Genomic DNA, 16776 nt, shown 5'->3' with positions numbered 1-16776 from the left:
GTCAGCCGCCGGTGCGCAGCTGCTGGGCGATGTCCCGTACCGCGTTCATCGCGCGGCTCTGGAGTCCCGGTCCGAACGTGACGCGGGCCGCGCCCAGTTCGCCCAGGCGGCGCGGGGTCGGGCCGTCGGTCTTGGCGACCTGGTTGACCGGGGCCGGCACGGCGGCCGCGATCTTCGGCAGGTGATCGGCGGGCGCCCCGTACGGGTAGACGCCGTCCGCGCCCGCCGTCACATACGCGCGCGCCCGCGCGATGGTCGCGTCGAGGTCCTGCACGCCCATGATGTACGTGTCCACGCGCGCGTTGATGAAGAGCCGGTCCCCGGCCTCCGCGCGCACCTCCGCCAGCCAGTCGGCGTGACGCGCCGGGTCGACGAGCGCGCCGTCCTCGGAGTCCTCCAGGTTGCAGCCCACCGCGCCGGTCTCAAGGAGCCGGGCCACCAGCTCCTTGGGGGACAGGCCGTAGCCGCGCTCGACGTCCGCCGAGACCGGTACGGAGACGGCCCGCACGATCCGGGTGATCGCCGCGAACATCTCGTCGCCGGGCGTCTCGCCGTCCGCGTACCCGAGCGAGGCGGCGACCCCCGCGCTCGGCGTGGCGAGCGCCGGGAAGCCCGCCTCCTCGAAGACGCGGGCGCTGGCGGCGTCCCACGGCCCGGGCAGGATCAGCGGGTCGCCGGAGGCGCGCCCCTGGTGCAGGGCGCGGAAGGCGGCGGTGGGGTTCAGCTGTGCCATTCGGTCTCTCCGGGTGCGGTGCGGCGGGCCACCATCAGCCGGTTCCAGCTGTTGATGGCGATGATCGCGGCGATGAGATGGGCGAGTTCGGACGCGTCGAAGTACTTCGCCGCCTGCTCGTACAGGTCGTCGGGAACGTATCCCTCGGTGAGGATCGTTATGCCCTCGGTGAGGGCGAGGGCCGCGCGCTCGCGCTCGGTGAAGCGGTCCCCGGCCTCCTGCCAGGCCGCGACGAGATCGAGCCGTCCCTCGGTCTCGCCGTGCCTGCGGGCGAGGTCGAGATGCATGTCGAGACAGAAGGCGCAGTGGTTGAGCTGCGAGGCGCGGACCATGACCAGCTCCGCGAGCGTCGGGTCCAGCTCCTTCTTGGCGGCCGCGCTGACCCCGGCGAGCGCCACATAGACCTCCTGCGGAACCTGCCAGCCGCGCGCGGTCACTTGTACATCCCCGGGGTGTAGTGGCCCGGGACCATACGGGTGGTGACGCCGAACCGGTTCCAGGCGTTGATCACGGTGATCGCGGCGATGAGGTGGCCGAGCTCGGTCTCGTCGAAGTGGCGGGCGGCGCGCGCGTACACGTCGTCGGGCACGAAGCCGTCGGTGAGCACGGTGATCGCCTCGGTGAGCTCGATCGCAGCGAGCTCCTTGGCGGTGTAGAAGTGCTGCGACTCCTCCCACGCGTTGAGCTGCACGATCCGCTCGACCGACTCGCCCGCCGCCAGCGCGTCCTTGGTGTGCATGTCCAGGCAGAAGGCGCAGTGGTTGAGCTGCGAGGCGCGGATCTTCACCAGCTCGTGGATCACCGGGTCGACACCCCGCCCGGCCGCCGCGTCCAGCTTGACCATGGCCTTGTAGACCTCGGGGGCGGCCTTGGCCCAGTGCAGCCGGGGGGTGTGCTCGGCCGCGTAGGAGGCGGGCTGGCTGTCGTTGGTCTCGCTCACCGGATATCCCGTTCGTCGTGTCCCATTCGCGTACGGAGCCGACGCTACGCGCGGCATGTCACACAGGTATGGTCCATTTTCATGGCGGAATCCTGGGCCACTTCTTCCGGAACACTGGCCGAAGTCTTCGGTGTCGATCTCCATGTGGAGATGGGCGGCGGGCGGCTGCGCGCCGGTCTCATGGACGCGCTGCGCGAGGCCGTACGCACCGGACGGCTCGCGCCCGGCACCCGGCTGCCCTCCTCGCGCTCGCTCGCCGCCGACCTGGGCGTCGCCCGCAACACGGTGGCCGACGCGTACGCCGAACTCGTCGCCGAGGGCTGGCTCACCGCCCGCCAGGGCTCCGGCACCCGGGTCGCCCAGCGGGCCGCGCCCCGGCGCCCGCAGGCGGCCGCGCCCCGCTCGGCCACCCGCCGCAAGCCGACGTACAGCCTGGTCGCGGGCACCCCCGACCTGGCGTCCTTTCCGCGCGCGGAGTGGCTGAAGGCGTCCCGGCGGGCGCTGACGGCCGCGCCGAACGAGGCCCTGGGCTACGGCGACCCGCGCGGCCGCGTCGAGCTGCGCACGGTGCTTGCCGACTATCTGGCGCGGGCGCGCGGGGTGTACGCGGCCCCCGAGCGGATCGTGGTCTGCGCGGGGTTCGTGCACGGCCTGATGCTGCTCGGCCGGGTGCTGCGGGCGCGCCGGGTACGGGAGGTCGGGGTCGAGGCGTACGGCCTGGACGTGCACCGCGACCTGGTGTCCGGGGCGGGCCTGCGCGCGGCGGCGCTGGGCTTCGACGAACTGGGCACGCGAACACAGGAGTTGGCTTCGGCCTCGGCGTACAAGGGCTTGGGGGCGGTGCTGCTGACCCCCGCGCACCAGTTCCCGGTGGGGGTGGCGCTGCCGCCCGAGCGGCGTTCGGCGGCGGTGGACTGGGCGCGGGGCACGGGCGGGCTGATCCTGGAGGACGACTACGACGGCGAGTTCCGCTACGACCGCCAGCCCGTGGGGGCGCTCCAGGGCCTCGACCCCGAGCACGTGGTCTACCTCGGCACGGCCAGCAAGTCCCTCGCCCCCGGCCTGCGACTCGCGTGGATGGTGCTGCCGGAGCGGCTCGCGGGGGAGGTGGCCGAGGCGAAGGGAGCCGTCGACTGGTCGTGCGGCGCGCTGGAGCAGCTGACGCTGGCGGAGTTCATCGCGTCGGGGGCGTACGACCGGCATGTGCGGTCGATGCGGTTGCGCTACCGGCGCCGTCGGGATCAGCTGGTCTCGGCGCTGGCGGCGCGTGCGCCGGAGGTGCGGGTGAGCGGGATCGCGGCGGGTCTGCACGCGGTGCTGGAGCTGCCGCCCGGCACCGAGCGCGCGGTGATCCAGGCCGCGGCCTGGCAGGGCCTGGCCCTCCAGGGCCTGTCCCACTTCCGCCACCCCGAACTCCCGTCCGGGCGGGACGCGTTGGTGGTGGGGTACGCGGCACCGGCCGACAGCTCTTGGGCGGGGGCGTTGGACGCGCTGTGTCGGGTGCTGCCTTAGCGGGTGGCGGCGCGTTTTTGGAGCGCGTTGAGTTTCGGCTGCGGGTTGTCTGTGGCTGATCGCGCAGTTCCCCGTGTACCGTCTCGCGCCTGATGGTGCGGTCCACGAATCGGAGAATGGCGCGGGTCATCCCGTCGTCTCCGATGCCGGGGGAAGCGTGTTCAGCAGCTTCACCGCCGAGCCGACCGGAAGCGCACCGATTTCCACGTATGCACGTCCCTTACTGGTGACGAGCGGGCGTACCTGCGTGGCCTCATGTTCGGGGATTCCTGCGCGTTGCAGTGCTGCTCGCAGCAGTTCCGCCGTGTGTTCTGCTTCCGCGAGTGCGCTCTTGTACTGGTCCATGGGGATCACTGCCCCTCCTCCTTCTGAGCGCAGCCCATGTGCCAGTACGCGACGACGGGAGAGGAGTCCCGGCGGGCCAGCATGCCCCGGCGGCAGGGTTCGAGGCTCTTGACAGGCTTCAGGCACGCGGGGCACGCCTCGCCTTTGGGTGCGTACGTCGAGTACTCCCACTGCGCGGCGTCGGTGTCAGTCATGCGGTGCCCCCTGCTCGTTGGTGCAGGGGGATGAGCCTGGTTGTAGCTTTGAGCACTGTCGTCAACCTCCATGCGGTTGGTGGCCACGCCCCCGGACGTTCGCAGCGTCGCGGGGGTACGTGCTGTCCGGCACGCGAGAAGTGCCGTCTGAAGAGCTTCAGTCCGGCAGGACGTATCAGGGAACAGCGAACGGGGAACCCCGCAAGACACTTTGGGGAACCCCGTTCCGAGGCGTTCGGGGAACCCCGCTCACGGCCCGGGACTACTCTGGAAGAAAATCAACTCCCGTCCCTCCCAGGTGGCGTCCATGGACGAACGCGAGACCCAGCGCAGCGGTTATCCGCTGACGATCCCCGACGCGCTTCTACAGAGTGACGCCATGCAACAAGCCTGCGTCGCAAGGGACTTCCAAGAGATCTTCCGACTCGTGAACCGGCGCACCGGCTCAAGCCATGCGGCCATGGCGGCAGCCATCGGCAAGATGACCAGCTCACGCGTCAGCGACATCATTCGAGGTGTCCGTGGTATCCGGGGACGCGAGGTCATCGAACGCGTGGCTGACGGATTCGGCATTCCCGGGGAAATGATGGGTCTGCCGAGAAGGTCGTGGGAGGATTCCCCGGAAAGCATTGACGGAACCACCGGCGCTTGCACCAGCGTCGGGTCTGTAACCGAATTTGGGGTGAAGTCGCAGCATGACGCACCCGCCACTATTCTTGGTCTCCACAACCAATTGGCAGCCCAGGGTAGTTCCGCATGGAGAATCGCCCCGACTGCGGAACGCGAGGCTGAGAGCCTGCTTAGTCGTCGCACCCTCCTCAAAGGAGGGGCCGTCGCTGCCGACATGGCAGGGGTCGACCTAGAAGAAATCCAACACGTGGCCGCAGCGCTGGAAGATGCGTACCGTTACCTTGATGGTCCGGTGGTTGATTATTTCCGCAAACAGCTCGAAGTGGCCAAGAATGATGATGGTGCGCTGGGTGCGTGGAAAACCCTACCGCTAGTTCTTGGTCTGTTGGGTGCTATTGAGCAGAGAGCCCGCGATGTGAAGCCCGGGGTGCGGCGAGAGCTGCTGTCGGTTGGTGCCGACGGTGCGGAGTTTGCAGGATGGCTATTCCGTGATATCCAGCAACCCGCCATTGCTGTTTTCTGGTATGACCGGGCCATGGAATGGGCGCAAGAAGCCAACGACCCTGCCATGCAGGGATATATGCTGCTGAAGAAATCCCAAATGGCGTATGACGACGGGGATGCTGGGCGCATTTTGACCCTGGCACAAGCGGGACAGCATGAGAGGTGGCAACTCCCGGTGCGCGTGCAATCGGAGTTGCTGCAACAGGAAGCGCTAGGGTGCGCCATGATGGGTGAACCGTTCTCGCTGGTAGAGCAGAAACTCGGTACGGCTCATGAACTACTGGCCCACGCTGCCGACAGTGAACCAAGCGACCTTGGCACCTATTTCAACGAACACACGTTGTTGCTCCGGAATGCAGTGAGCTACACCGAGGCAGGTAAGCCGAGTCTCGCCGCTGACTTGTTCGGAAAAATCATTGCCGCCGGAACACTCTCCCGCCGTGACGTTGGATTCTTCAATGCCCGGCGTTCGGCAGCCTTGGCACTGAGCGGCGAGCCGGACGAGGCGGCCCGGATTGGTTCCGCCTCGGCAGAGGTGGCTCACGCGATGAAGTCCGAACGCACCATGCGAGTATTGCGTGAAGTATCGCAAACATTGAGTCGCTGGCGCGGTCGCCCCAAGGTGCATGAATTCCGTGAAATGCTCAAGACGGCCTAGACCTGCGAAGGGTCTGTATTCAGCCACTCGGTTACGGCGTGAATGACGAACGCCTGCCATTCCAGGCTCTGAGGGTCTAGATATTTTGGATCATCATGTACGGCGAAACCGTGCTGTGACCCTTCAATCTCAATGAGTTTACACGGGGCGTGGAAATTCTGTACAGCGGACCGCGACGAGTCGATGGGCACAAAAGTGTCTCGGGTGCCGTGCACGATAAGTGTCGGGGCCTGCACCTCGCCGAGCACTTCATATGGGTGCAGCCAGAACGCCTCATTGAGTAGAGGCCGTCCGTGTCGTAGTGTCGGTGTAAACTGAATAAATCCGTGTTCGGTGAGTTGCTGTGCTGCTTCCTCGCTGATCGAATCATCCACCCAATAGGAACGCGTATCGATGGTCCGCCATTTGTAGTCCAACTGGGGATTGAACAGCACTAGCCGCGAAAGGTCCATCGGGCGCCTTGCGGAGTAGTACGCGCAGATGCCGCCTCCGAAGCTGGCGCCCAACAGTGTAATTTCCTGTGCGGCCGTGGCGTTGCGCAGATAGGCGATGGCCACACGAATGTCATTGAGGATCGTGGCGAGCGTCAGCTCTTCTTGTCGGCCCTCACTATCGCCGTGGCCTCGCATGTCGAAGCGGAGAGACGCCGCACCGCTATCAGCCAGTCCTGCGGCCAATCGCGTGAAGAACCCGCCCTCTTCACGGGTGACGCCACCGCCATGCACAAGTACGACACCGCGCGAGGTGCGCGTATCTGGGCTCACGAGGGTGCCAGCCAGGTGCAGACCATCAAGCGTTCGAAGTGTCACGCTGTCAGCTGTAGGCATGGCGCGAGCCTAGTACTGACGCAAACCGAGCGCGCCCCGTTCGACGCCCACCTCAAGTGTCGGGAATGGCCCGCAGACGGCACCGAGAGTCTTCTGTCCTGACCGGCAGCTGTCCGCCAGAACCCCTACCTCGGCACTTCGGGAAGGGACCGGGTGGGGGGCGAATCCGGGGCCTCGCCGAAGCGCGCCAGCGCCAGCGCCCCCACCACCGCCACCGCGAACCCCGTCACCGCCAGCCACCCAAGCCCGTCCCGCGTGTGGTCGCCCAGCCACACCACCCCCGCCAGCGCGGGCCCGATCGTCTCGCCGAGAACCATCCCGGCCGTCGCCGTCGTCACCGAACCCCGCTGCAGCGCCGACGTCAGCAGCAGGAACGCCGCGCCCCCGCCCAGCAGCAGCGCGTACAACGCCGGGTTGGTGAGGTCGAGCGAGTCGATGAGGCGGACCGCGACCTCCACCACCCCGAAACCGCAGCCCGCGCCGAGCCCGAGCACCAACGCCCGCGCCCGGTCCGGCAGTCGGCCCCCGACCGCCCCCGCCACCAGGATCGCCGCGGCGACCGCGAGCAGCGCCCAGGGCAGCGCGGCGGGTCCGTCCCGATGGCCCTCGGAGCCGGACGCGAGCCCGAGCATCCCGAGGCCCGCGCAGACGACCCCGACGGCCGCCCACTCCGTACCGGACAGCCGTACCGCGAGCACCCGGGCCGCGACCACCGCCGTCACCGCGAGGGAGGACGCGAGCGCCGCCCCGACCGCGTAGATCGGCACGGACCGCAGGGCGACGATCTGGAGGACGAACCCGAGCCCGTCGAGCCCGAGCCCGACGATGTAGCGCCACTGGCGCACCGCCCGCAGCAGGAGCGCGGGGTCGACCCCGGAGCCGCCGGTGTCAGGGCCGGGCGCCGCCGCAGACCTGGCCGCCACGGCCTGAAGAACCGTCGCGGTGCCGTAGCAGACCGCCGAACCCAGCGCGCAGATCATCCCAAGGAGCACGCACGGACTGTAGTGGACGCCGGATGCCACCCGTCCCCGGCCGGGAACTAGGGTGTGGCCGGATCACGTCCCAGACGTGTGCAGATGGAAATCAACGGGGAGAGGCTTATGCGCAGGTTCCGGTCCACCACCGTGGTGCTCGGCGGCATGGGCATGCTCGCCGCCGCCCTCGCCGCCTGCTCCTCCGAGCCCGACCGCCGCTGCGTCGACCCCGTCACGCACAAGGAACTCCCTTCGTACGAGTGCGGGAGCGGCGGCCACGGCTCGTACTACTACGGCGGTTCCAGCCGCAACGGACTGGTCAGCGGCGGCTCGTTCAGGAAGTCGGGGTCGGGCTCCGGCTCCGGGCACGAGTCCGGACACGGCTCCGGCGTCGAGCGCGGCGGCATCGGCGGTCACTCCGGCTCCGGCGGCGGCTGACCCATGGAGCGGCACCGCATCGAGCCCCGCCCCGGCTGGCAGCAGATCGTCGAGGCGCAGGGCCTGATCTACCCCCTGACCCGCTACCCGGACGACTCGCTGCGCCCGTACTGGGACGAGAGCGCGTACTACTCCTTCACGCTCCCCGAGGTCGAGGCGCTGGAGGAGGTCGTCGAGGAGCTGCACGGGATGTGTCTGGCGGCGGCCGCGCACATGGTGGAGCAGGATCGTTTCGCCGATCTCGGGATCACCGACCCCGCGCTCGTCGCGCGCGTCGCCGAGTCCTGGCACCGCCGGGCCGAACTGCCCTCCCTGTACGGGCGGTTCGACCTGCGCTACGACGGCACCGGCCCGGCCAAGATGCTGGAGTACAACGCCGACACCCCCACCTCGCTGGTCGAGGCCGCGAGCCCGCAGTGGTTCTGGATGGAGGACCGCTTCCCCGGCGCCGACCAGTGGAACTCGCTCCATGAACGCCTGGTCGCCGCCTGGCGGCGGCAGGCCCCGCTGCTTCCGCCCGGCCCGCTCCACTTCGCCCACTCCGAGGACGACGAACTCGGCGAGGACCTGATGACCGTCGCGTATCTGCGCGAGACGGCCGAGCAGGCGGGCATCGAGACGGCGGCGCTGTCGGTGGAGCGGATCGGCTGGGACGGCCTGACCGGCCGGTTCGTCGACGACCGCCTCCGCTTCATCCGCGGCTGCTTCAAGCTCTACCCGTGGGAGTGGCTGGCCTCGGACCGGTTCGGCCCGCACGTCCTCGCCACCCTCGACAACGGCGGCGGCACCGGCACCACCTGCTGGATCGAGCCCGCCTGGAAGATGCTGCTCTCCAACAAGGCGCTGCTGGCGGTCCTGTGGGAGCTGTTCCCCGGCCACCCGAACCTGCTCCCGGCGTACCTGGACGGCCCGCGCGAGCTGGCCCACACCTGCGGTTACGTCGCGAAGCCGCTGCTCGGCCGGGAGGGCGCCGGAGTGAGCGTCCACGCCCCCGGCACCCCGGATGCCCCCGGCGCCCCGCCCGACGAACCCCGCTGCTACCAGGCCCTGTCCCCGCTCCCGGACTTCGACGGGAACCGGGTGGTGCTGGGCGCGTGGGTCGTCGAGGACGAGCCGGCGGGCCTGGGCATCCGCGAGTCGTCGGGCCTGGTCACGGACGGATACGCGAGGTTCCTGCCGCACGTGATCCGGTAGCGCCCCGGGCTACTCCGGGATGTAGTCCCGCAGCGGCGCGGGCCGCAGCCCGGCCGCGTCGGCGGCGGCCAGCGCCCGCGTCAGGTCGCTCGCCACGGTGTCGTTGAAGTGCAGCAGCACGATGTCACCGGCCTTCAACTTCGGCGTGGGCGGCGTCCATTGGCCCCAGGTCGTGAAGTCGTACGTCCAGGTCACCAGCGCCTTGGCGCCGCACGCCCGGGCCGTCGTCCGGGTGACGTCGTCGTACGTGCCGAACGGCGGCCGCACGAGCCTCGGCTCGGCGCCGAACCGCGCCAGCGTCCGGTCCCGCGCCCCGCACAGCTGCGCGCGCTGGCCCGCCGCGTCGAGCGTGGTCAGATCGGGGTGGTCGACGGTGTGGTTCTCCATCCGCGCGGGCCCGTGGTCGAGCAGGGTGCGGAAGTAGCCGGGATCGTACGCGTACGCCCCCGGCAGCACGAACAGCGAGGCGGGCACCTGCCGGTCGAGCAGGAGCTTCTGGGCCGCGGGGTCGTGGGTCCAGCCGTCGTCGAGGGTGATGAAGACGACCGGGTCGGCGGTGTCGACGTGCGACACGACGGGCACGGGCTCGGGCCAGTCCGCCGCCTGCGCGGGGCCGCCGACGGAGAGTACGGCGAGGAGGGACACGAGCAGGGCGAACGCTGCGCGGGCCGACGGTGCGGGGCGCGCGGTGCGGGGTCTCGGCATGGCGGCATCATTGGTCTGGACCATGTCGATTGTCAACGCCCGTGCGGGAGAAGTCCGTTGGGGGCCGCCCCCCACCCCGCCCCTTCCCTTGACCCTCCGGGGGTGGGTGAGGGTGGAGGCGGTTTGCCGGGGGCTGCGCCCCCGGACCCCGAGCGGGGCTGCGCCCCTGCACCCCGCTTTGTCTGCGGACCGTGCTGGGTTGCTCGCGCAGTTCCCCGCGCCCCTGGGTATTTAGGGGCGCGGGGAACTGCGCGCTCAGCCCCCACCGGCCCGCAGCCAAACCACCCGGCTGCCCGCCCAGGGCTTTAGGGAAGGGGTGGGGTGGGGGGGGCCAAGTCGGCCCGCAGTCGAACAGCCCGCCTAGGCCCCCGCCAGGACCGCCCGCAACTGATCCAACCCCCAGTCCAGATCCTCCTTGGAGATCACCAGCGGCGGCGCGATCCGAATAGTCGACCCGTGGGTGTCCTTGACCAGCACACCCCGGTCCATCAACCGCTCGGAGATCTGCCGCCCGGTCCCGTACGCGGGGTTGATGTCCACCCCGGCCCACAGCCCCCGCCCCCGGACCGCCTCCACCGCGCCGGTGTGAGCGAGCAGCCCCAGCTCGTGGTGCAGGTGCTCGCCGAGCTCCGTCGCCCGCTGCTGGTACTCCCCGGTCCGCAGCATCGCGATGACCTCAAGGCCCACCGCGCAGGCCAGCGGGTTGCCGCCGAAGGTCGAGCCGTGCTCGCCGGGCTGGAACACGCCGAGTACGTCGGCCGAGCCGACCACGGCCGACACCGGCACGACCCCGCCGCCGAGCGCCTTGCCCAGGACGTACAGGTCCGGCACCACGTCCTCGTGCTCGCACGCGAACGTCTTCCCGGTCCGGCCGAGGCCCGACTGGATCTCGTCCGCGATGAACAGCACGTTCCGCTCGCGCGTCAACTCCCGTACGCCCGGCAGATATCCGGCGGGCGGCACCAGCACTCCGGCCTCGCCCTGGATCGGTTCGAGCAGCACCGCCACCGTGTTCTCGGTGACGGCCGCCGCGAGCGCGGTCAGATCGCCGTACGGGACGATCTCGAAGCCCGGGGTGTACGGGCCGTAGTCCGCGCGGGCCTCCGGGTCGGTCGAGAAGCTGACGATCGTGGTGGTGCGCCCGTGGAAGTTGTTGGCGGCGACCACGATCTTCGCCATCCCGTCCGGCACGCCCTTGACGCGGTAGCCCCACTTGCGGGCGGTCTTGACGGCCGTCTCCACCGCCTCCGCCCCGGTGTTCATGGGCAGCACCATGTCCTTGCCGCACAGCTCGGCGAGTTGACCGCAGAACTGTGCGAACCGGTCGTGGTGGAAGGCCCGCGAGGTCAGCGTGACTCTGTCGAGCTGGGCCTTGGCGGCGTCGATCAGGCGTCGGTTGCCGTGGCCGAAGTTGAGCGCCGAGTAGCCGGCGAGCATGTCGAGAAACCGCCGGCCCTCGACATCGGTCATCCACGCCCCTTCGGCCGAGGCGACGACGACAGGCAACGGATGGTAGTTGTGCGCGCTGTGAGCCTCGGCAGAGCGGATGGCGTCCGATGTTGTAGACACGGGGTCTCCGTTTCATCGTGCGGCGTGGGGCAGGGGTGGACACCTTTTCTGAGGTGGTCCCCTTTTCTATCGTCGTTTTCTATCGTCGCTCGGATGCTGGACGAAGAAACCTCCAATCGTGACGTGGCCGCTAGTGTGGGAGGTGCGTACGGCGACTGGCGAGCGGGGAAGCGACCCCGGGGGAGCTGTGCGTCGCCAGCGCACGAGGTGCCGCCCGCCTGGGCACCCGGGACCATTGAACGGACCCCGGAGGACGCCATGAGCCTGCCCCTTTCCCACCCGGCCCTTTCGGCCACCGACCCCGAACTCGCCGCGCTCGTCGCCGCCGAGGAGCGGTTGCAGTCGGACACGCTGCGGCTGATCCCCAGCGAGAACTACGTCTCGCAGGCGGTGCTCGAAGCCTCGGGCACGGTGCTGCAGAACAAGTACAGCGAGGGCTACTCGGGCCGCCGCTACTACGAGGGCCAGCAGAACATCGACCTGGTCGAGACCCTGGCGGTGGAGCGGGCCAAGGCGCTGTTCGGCGTCGAGCACGCCAACGTCCAGCCCTACTCCGGCTCCCCGGCCAACCTCGCCGTCTACCTCGCCTTCGCCGAGCCCGGCGACACCGTGATGGGCATGGCCCTGCCGATGGGCGGCCACCTCACCCACGGCTGGGGCGTCTCGGCCACCGGCAAGTGGTTCCGGGGCGTCCAGTACGGCGTACGCCACGACAGCGGGCTCATCGACTTCGACGAGGTGCGCGAGCTCGCCCTCAAGGAGCGCCCGAAGATCATCTTCTGTGGCGGCACCGCCCTGCCGCGCACCATCGACTTCGCCGCCTTCGCCGAGATCGCCCGCGAGTCCGGCGCGGTCCTGGTCGCCGACGTCGCGCACATCGCGGGACTGATCGCGGGCGGCGCGCACCCGTCCCCGGTGCCGCACGCCGACGTCATCTCCACGACCACCCACAAGACCCTGCGCGGCCCGCGCGGCGCCATGCTGATGTCCCGCGAGCAGCACGCCAAGGCCATCGACAAGGCGGTCTTCCCGGGGTTGCAGGGCGGCCCGCACAACCAGACCACCGCCGCGATCGCCGTCGCCCTGCACGAGGCGGCCCAGCCCTCGTTCCGCGACTACGCGCAGGCCGTCGTCGGCAATGCCCGGGCGCTCGCCGAGCAGCTGCTCGCCCGCGGCTTCGACCTGGTCTCCGGCGGCACCGACAACCACCTGATCCTGATGGACCTCACCCCCAAGGACGTCCCGGGCAAGGTCGCCGCCAAGGCGCTCGACCGGGCCGGGATCGTGGTCAACTACAACACCGTCCCGTACGACCCGAGGAAGCCGTTCGACCCCTCGGGCATCCGGATCGGCACCCCCTCGCTGACCTCGCGGGGCCTGGGCGTCGAGCACATGGCGGCGGTGGCCGAGTGGATCGACCGGGGCGTCACCGCGGCCCGTACCGCAGACGAGGACGCGCTCGCCGCGATCCGCGCGGAGGTCGCCGAACTGATGGCCGCGTTCCCGGCGCCGGGCCTGCCGACGGACTAGCCGGACCTGGCGAGGTGTCGTCGTCGGAGACGGCACCTCGCCACTGTGTTCCTCGTCTCATCAGGCGCGTACGGGCTGGTCGTGGATTCCTGCCGGCCCGCGCGCCCGGGTTCGTACCGGCGACGGTTTCCGAGCTGTCGGCGCCACCTGAGAGAATGATGAACATGGCCCTTGATCGTCCTCGTGTGCTCTCCGGAATCCAGCCCACCGCAGGCTCGTTCCACCTCGGCAACTACCTCGGTGCGGTCCGTCAGTGGGTGGCTCTCCAGGAGTCCCACGACGCCTTTTACATGGTCGTGGACCTGCACGCGATCACGGTTCCGCAGGACCCGGCGGAGCTGCGCGCCAACACCCGGCTCGCCGCCGCCCAGCTGCTCGCCGCCGGGCTCGACCCGGACCGGTGCACGCTCTTCGTGCAGAGCCATGTGCCCGAGCACGCCCAGCTCGCCTGGGTCATGAACTGCCTGGCCGGTTTCGGCGAGGCGTCCCGGATGACGCAGTTCAAGGACAAGTCGGCGAAGCAGGGCGCGGACCGCGCCACCGTCGGCCTGTTCACCTACCCGATCCTCCAGGTCGCGGACATCCTGCTCTACCAGGCCAACGAGGTCCCGGTCGGCGAGGACCAGCGCCAGCACGTCGAGCTCACCCGCGACCTCGCCGAGCGCTTCAACGGCCGGTTCGGCGCCACGTTCACCATCCCGGCGCCGTACATCCTCAAGGAGACGGCGAAGATCTACGACCTCCAGGACCCGTCGATCAAGATGAGCAAGTCGGCGTCGACGCCGAAGGGCCTCATCAACCTGCTCGACGAGCCGAAGGCGACCGCCAAGAAGGTCAAGAGCGCCGTCACCGACACCGACACGGTGATCAAGTACGACGCCGTGAACAAGCCGGGCGTCTCCAACCTGCTCACGATCTACTCCACCCTCACCGGCAAGACGATCGCCGAGCTGGAGACGGAGTACGAGGGCAAGATGTACGGGGCGCTGAAGACGGACCTCGCCGAGGTGATGGTGGACTTCGTCACCCCGTTCAGGACCCGTACGCAGGAATATCTGGACGACCCCCAGACGCTGGACTCGGTCCTGGCCAAGGGCGCCGAGAAGGCCCGCGCGGTGGCCGCCGAGACGCTGGCGACGGCGTACGACAGGGTCGGGTTCCTGCCCGCGAAGCACTGAGACGCCCCTGACGGCTCTGGCAGAACGGCGGCGCGAGGGCCACACTGCACACTGACGCACACAGACGTACCCGGACAACGATGGAGGAGAACGACGTGGGGACCGTAACGCTCGGCGTTTCGATCGCGGTCCCGGAGCCGTACGGCAGCCTGCTCCAGGAGCGGCGCGCGGGCTTCGGGGATCCCGCCGCGTACGGCATCCCCACCCATGTCACCCTCCTCCCGCCCACCGAGGTCGACGCGGCCCGGCTGCCCGCGATCCGGGCGCATCTCGCCGAGGTCGCGGCGGCCGGGCGCGCCTTCCCGATGCGGCTCTCGGGCACCGGGACGTTCCGGCCGCTCTCGCCGGTCGTGTTCGTGCAGGTCGTCGACGGCGGGCCGGACTGCGCCCGGCTCCAGCAGCGGGTCCGCGACGAGGCGGGCCCGCTCGTGCGCGAGCTGCAGTTCCCCTACCACCCGCATGTGACGGTGGCGCACGGCATCTCCGAGGAGGGGATGGACCGGGCGTACGCGGAGCTGGCCGGTTTCGAGGCGGAGTGGACCTGCGGCGGCTTCGCCCTCTACGAGCAGGGCGCGGACGGCGTCTGGCGCAAGCTGTACGAGTACGGCTTCGGGCTCAGCGGCGTCCCGGCCCAGGGCACGTCACGCGACGAGCCGTCCGTACGGGCGTAAGCGCACCCCTCAGACCGGCAGTCGCCGGAAGATCGGCCGCGGCACATGCCGTAGCGCCGACATCACCACCCGTAGCGTCCCCGGCACCCACACCACCTCCGCGCGGCGGCGCAGGCCCGACTCGATGGCCCGGGCGACCGCCTCCGGCGTGGTCGCCAGCGGGGCCTCGGGCAGCCCGGCCGTCATCTTCGTACGGACGAAGCCCGGGCGGACGACCATGACGTGCACCCCCGAGCCGTGCAGCGCGTCGCCCAGGCCCTGGGCGAAGGCGTCGAGACCGGCCTTGCTGGAGCCGTAGATGAAGTTGGCCCGGCGGGCGCGTTCACCGGCCACCGAGGACAGGATCACCAGCGAGCCGTGGCCCTGGGACTGCACCGCCTTCGCGCAGACCAGGGCCGCCGAGACCGCACCCGTGTAATTCGTCTGGGCGACCCGCACCGCCGCCAGCGGGGCGCTCTCGTCGCGGACCTGGTCGCCCAGGATCCCGAACGCCAGCAGCACCATGTCGATGTCACCCTCGGCGAAGACCTTGGCCAGCGCCGACTCGTGGGAGGCCGCGTCCAGCGCGTCGAAGGCGACCGTGCGCACGTCCGCGCCGCGCTCGCGCAGCTCGGCCGCCGCCGCGTCCAGGGCGGGCGAGGGGCGCCCGGCGAGCCAGACCCGCCGGGTGCGCCGGGCCACCAGGCGGCGGGCCGTGGCCAGGGCGATCTCGGACGTACCGCCGAGGACGAGCAGGGACTGCGGGGTGCCGAAGGCGTCCTTCATGGGCTGCCGACTCCGTTGTGTGGGGGCCTGGTGGGTCAGAGGTCGAGGCGTCGGGACAGGTCCGAGGTGAAGACGGCGTCCGGGTCGAGCCGCGCCCGCAGCTCCCGGAACTCCGCCAGCCTCGGGTACATCGCCGCCAGCGTCCGGGGCCGCACCCGCGCGTCCTTCGCCAGGTAGACCCGGCCGCCCGCGCCCGCGACCTCCTCGTCCAGCTGGTCGAGGAAGCCCGCCAGGCCCGGCAGGCCCGTCGGGATGTCCAGGGCGAGGGTCCAGCCGGGGAGCGGGAAGGAGAGCCAGCCGGGGTCGGCCTCGCCGAAGCGCTTGAGGACGGCGAGGAAGGACGGGCAGCCGCGCCGGGAGATGCGGCGCACGATCCGGCGCAGCGCCTCCTCCTGCCCGTATCCGACGACGAACTGGTACTGGACGAAGCCGCCCTGGCCGTAGATCCGGTTCCAGTGCGGGACGCCGTCGAGGGGGTGGAAGAAGGTGGGGATGCGCTGCAGTTCGCCGGTGCGGTGCCGGGGTGCGCGGCGGTACCAGAGCTCGTTGAACGCCGTCACCGAGGCACGGTTCAGCAGCCCGGCCGGGAAGTGCCGTGGCGCGGGCGGGAGTTGGCCCGGGCGGAAGCGGAGCGGGGAGCGGCGGGTGCGGGCGGGCAGGGCGTCCAGGGGGGCGTGGTCCCCCCGGGTCAGCACCGCCCGGCCGGTGCGCGCGCCGCGCGCCAGCAGGTCGATCCACGCCACCGAGTAGCGGTAGCGGTGGTCCGTGGCGGTCAGCCGGGCCATCAAGTCGTCGAGATCCGCCGCCCGTTCGGTGTCGACCGACATCAACGACGTCTCGACGCGGTGGAGTCGGACCGTCGCCGACAGGATCACGCCCGTCAGGCCCATGCCGCCCGCCGTCGCGTCGAACAGCTCGTCGCCGGGCGCGAGCGTGCGTACCGTGCCGTCGGCCGTCAGCAGGTCGAGCGCGCGGACATGGCGGGTGAAGGAGCCCGAGCCGTGGTGGTTCTTGCCGTGGATGTCGGCGCCGATCGCGCCGCCGACCGTCACGTACCGCGTCCCGGGGGTGACCGGCACGAACCAGCCCAGCGGCAGCAGGACTTCCATCAGGCGGTGCAGGCTGACCCCCGCCTCGCAGACCACCACGCCCGCCTCGGCGTCGATGGTGCGGATCCGGTCGAGGCCGGTCATGTCCAGGACCGCGCCGCCCGCGTTCTGCGCCGCGTCGCCGTACGCCCGGCCGAGCCCCCGGGCGATGGCCCCGCGCGGCCCGCGGGCGCGCACCGCCGCCGCCGCTTCCTCGTACGTACGCGGCGCGAGCAGCCGGGCGGCCGTCGGCGCGGTGCGGCCCCAGCCGGTCACGGGGGTCAGGGGGGTGGCAGGCATGAGACCGACCGTAGCGCCGGT

18 protein-coding genes are annotated in these 16776 nt (G+C 70.4%); 7 read left to right on the top strand and 11 right to left on the bottom strand.

Translation table 11 applies throughout. From position 1 onward, the window contains the following. Window position 1: 1 nt before the first annotated feature. The 3 genes from ACGFRG_RS32875 to ACGFRG_RS32865 are packed head-to-tail and all read right to left on the bottom strand — an operon-like array spanning window position 2 to window position 1673. On the bottom strand, window positions 2-733 hold the full coding sequence (locus ACGFRG_RS32875; RefSeq protein WP_393269874.1) for an isocitrate lyase/phosphoenolpyruvate mutase family protein: 732 nt from the start codon (window positions 731-733) through the stop codon (window positions 2-4). Next, window positions 721-1170, bottom strand: a complete 450-nt coding sequence (locus ACGFRG_RS32870; RefSeq protein WP_361429602.1) for a carboxymuconolactone decarboxylase family protein — start codon at window positions 1168-1170, stop codon at window positions 721-723. The genes ACGFRG_RS32875 and ACGFRG_RS32870 overlap by 13 nt, the downstream gene beginning before the upstream one ends. Then, window positions 1167-1673, bottom strand: coding sequence for a carboxymuconolactone decarboxylase family protein (locus ACGFRG_RS32865; protein WP_361429604.1), 507 nt, complete (start codon window positions 1671-1673; stop codon window positions 1167-1169). The genes ACGFRG_RS32870 and ACGFRG_RS32865 overlap by 4 nt, the downstream gene beginning before the upstream one ends. 81 nt (window positions 1674-1754) lie before the next feature. Between ACGFRG_RS32865 and ACGFRG_RS32860 the strand changes: the two genes are divergently transcribed. After that, complete coding sequence (locus tag ACGFRG_RS32860; RefSeq protein ID WP_393269870.1) at window positions 1755-3185, top strand: PLP-dependent aminotransferase family protein; 1431 nt, start codon at window positions 1755-1757, stop codon at window positions 3183-3185. A 126-nt stretch (window positions 3186-3311) separates the two neighbouring features. Here ACGFRG_RS32860 and ACGFRG_RS32855 read toward each other — a convergent pair whose 3' ends face one another. Both ACGFRG_RS32855 and ACGFRG_RS32850 read right to left on the bottom strand, forming a co-directional pair. Beyond that, window positions 3312-3530 (bottom strand): hypothetical protein, encoded by a 219-nt coding sequence (locus tag ACGFRG_RS32855; protein WP_393269867.1) that lies wholly within the window; start codon window positions 3528-3530, stop codon window positions 3312-3314. A gap of 5 nt (window positions 3531-3535) precedes the next feature. After that, the gene (locus tag ACGFRG_RS32850) at window positions 3536-3724 is read right to left on the bottom strand and encodes a hypothetical protein (RefSeq protein WP_361429610.1); all 189 of its coding nucleotides are present in this window, start codon (window positions 3722-3724) and stop codon (window positions 3536-3538) included. Window positions 3725-4031: 307 nt separating this feature from the next. Between ACGFRG_RS32850 and ACGFRG_RS32845 the strand changes: the two genes are divergently transcribed. Then, window positions 4032-5516, top strand: a complete 1485-nt coding sequence (locus ACGFRG_RS32845) for an XRE family transcriptional regulator (RefSeq protein WP_393269863.1) — start codon at window positions 4032-4034, stop codon at window positions 5514-5516. Here ACGFRG_RS32845 and ACGFRG_RS32840 read toward each other — a convergent pair. Further along, window positions 5513-6343, bottom strand: a complete 831-nt coding sequence (locus tag ACGFRG_RS32840; protein WP_361429614.1) for an alpha/beta fold hydrolase — start codon at window positions 6341-6343, stop codon at window positions 5513-5515. The genes ACGFRG_RS32845 and ACGFRG_RS32840 overlap by 4 nt on opposite strands. A 125-nt stretch (window positions 6344-6468) precedes the next feature. Then, window positions 6469-7323, bottom strand: a complete 855-nt coding sequence (locus tag ACGFRG_RS32835; protein WP_393269907.1) for a hypothetical protein — start codon at window positions 7321-7323, stop codon at window positions 6469-6471. A 120-nt stretch (window positions 7324-7443) separates the two neighbouring features. Between ACGFRG_RS32835 and ACGFRG_RS32830 the strand changes: the two genes are divergently transcribed. Together ACGFRG_RS32830 and ACGFRG_RS32825 are read left to right on the top strand one after the other, a co-directional pair. Beyond that, the gene (locus ACGFRG_RS32830) at window positions 7444-7755 is read left to right on the top strand and encodes a hypothetical protein (RefSeq protein WP_361429616.1); all 312 of its coding nucleotides are present in this window, start codon (window positions 7444-7446) and stop codon (window positions 7753-7755) included. A 3-nt stretch (window positions 7756-7758) separates the two neighbouring features. After that, on the top strand, window positions 7759-8949 hold the full coding sequence (locus ACGFRG_RS32825; protein ID WP_361429618.1) for a glutathionylspermidine synthase family protein: 1191 nt from the start codon (window positions 7759-7761) through the stop codon (window positions 8947-8949). 9 nt (window positions 8950-8958) lie between these two features. On the opposite strand, the gene ACGFRG_RS32820 is transcribed toward ACGFRG_RS32825, so the two are convergent. Both ACGFRG_RS32820 and rocD read right to left on the bottom strand, forming a co-directional pair. Continuing rightward, window positions 8959-9654, bottom strand: coding sequence for a polysaccharide deacetylase family protein (locus tag ACGFRG_RS32820; RefSeq protein ID WP_393269858.1), 696 nt, complete (start codon window positions 9652-9654; stop codon window positions 8959-8961). Between the two features lie 360 nt (window positions 9655-10014). After that, the gene (gene rocD / locus ACGFRG_RS32815; protein ID WP_361429622.1) at window positions 10015-11223 is read right to left on the bottom strand and encodes an ornithine--oxo-acid transaminase; all 1209 of its coding nucleotides are present in this window, start codon (window positions 11221-11223) and stop codon (window positions 10015-10017) included. Between the two features lie 258 nt (window positions 11224-11481). Here rocD and glyA point away from each other — a divergent pair, with 258 nt between their 5' ends. The 3 genes from glyA to ACGFRG_RS32800 all read left to right on the top strand — a co-directional run bounded on the left by glyA (window position 11482) and on the right by ACGFRG_RS32800 (window position 14602). Further along, a complete protein-coding gene (gene glyA / locus ACGFRG_RS32810; protein WP_361429624.1) occupies window positions 11482-12753 on the top strand; it encodes a serine hydroxymethyltransferase in 1272 nt (423 codons plus the stop codon). A gap of 164 nt (window positions 12754-12917) precedes the next feature. Continuing rightward, a complete protein-coding gene (gene trpS / locus ACGFRG_RS32805; protein ID WP_361429626.1) occupies window positions 12918-13931 on the top strand; it encodes a tryptophan--tRNA ligase in 1014 nt (337 codons plus the stop codon). Window positions 13932-14026: 95 nt separating this feature from the next. Beyond that, window positions 14027-14602: a 2'-5' RNA ligase family protein gene (locus tag ACGFRG_RS32800; protein ID WP_361429628.1), complete on the top strand. Its 576-nt coding sequence runs from the start codon at window positions 14027-14029 to the stop codon at window positions 14600-14602. Between the two features lie 9 nt (window positions 14603-14611). Here ACGFRG_RS32800 and ACGFRG_RS32795 read toward each other — a convergent pair whose 3' ends face one another. Together ACGFRG_RS32795 and ACGFRG_RS32790 are read right to left on the bottom strand one after the other, a co-directional pair. Next, window positions 14612-15367: a decaprenylphospho-beta-D-erythro-pentofuranosid-2-ulose 2-reductase gene (locus ACGFRG_RS32795; RefSeq protein ID WP_361429630.1), complete on the bottom strand. Its 756-nt coding sequence runs from the start codon at window positions 15365-15367 to the stop codon at window positions 14612-14614. 35 nt (window positions 15368-15402) lie between these two features. After that, window positions 15403-16755, bottom strand: a complete 1353-nt coding sequence (locus tag ACGFRG_RS32790) for an FAD-binding protein (protein ID WP_393269853.1) — start codon at window positions 16753-16755, stop codon at window positions 15403-15405. Between the last annotated feature and the right edge of the window lie 21 nt (window positions 16756-16776).

This window comes from Streptomyces sp. NPDC048696, from assembly GCF_043198895.1.
In the GTDB taxonomy this organism is placed as follows: domain Bacteria; phylum Actinomycetota; class Actinomycetes; order Streptomycetales; family Streptomycetaceae; genus Streptomyces.
This window is presented reverse-complemented; position numbering and strand designations above follow the sequence as displayed.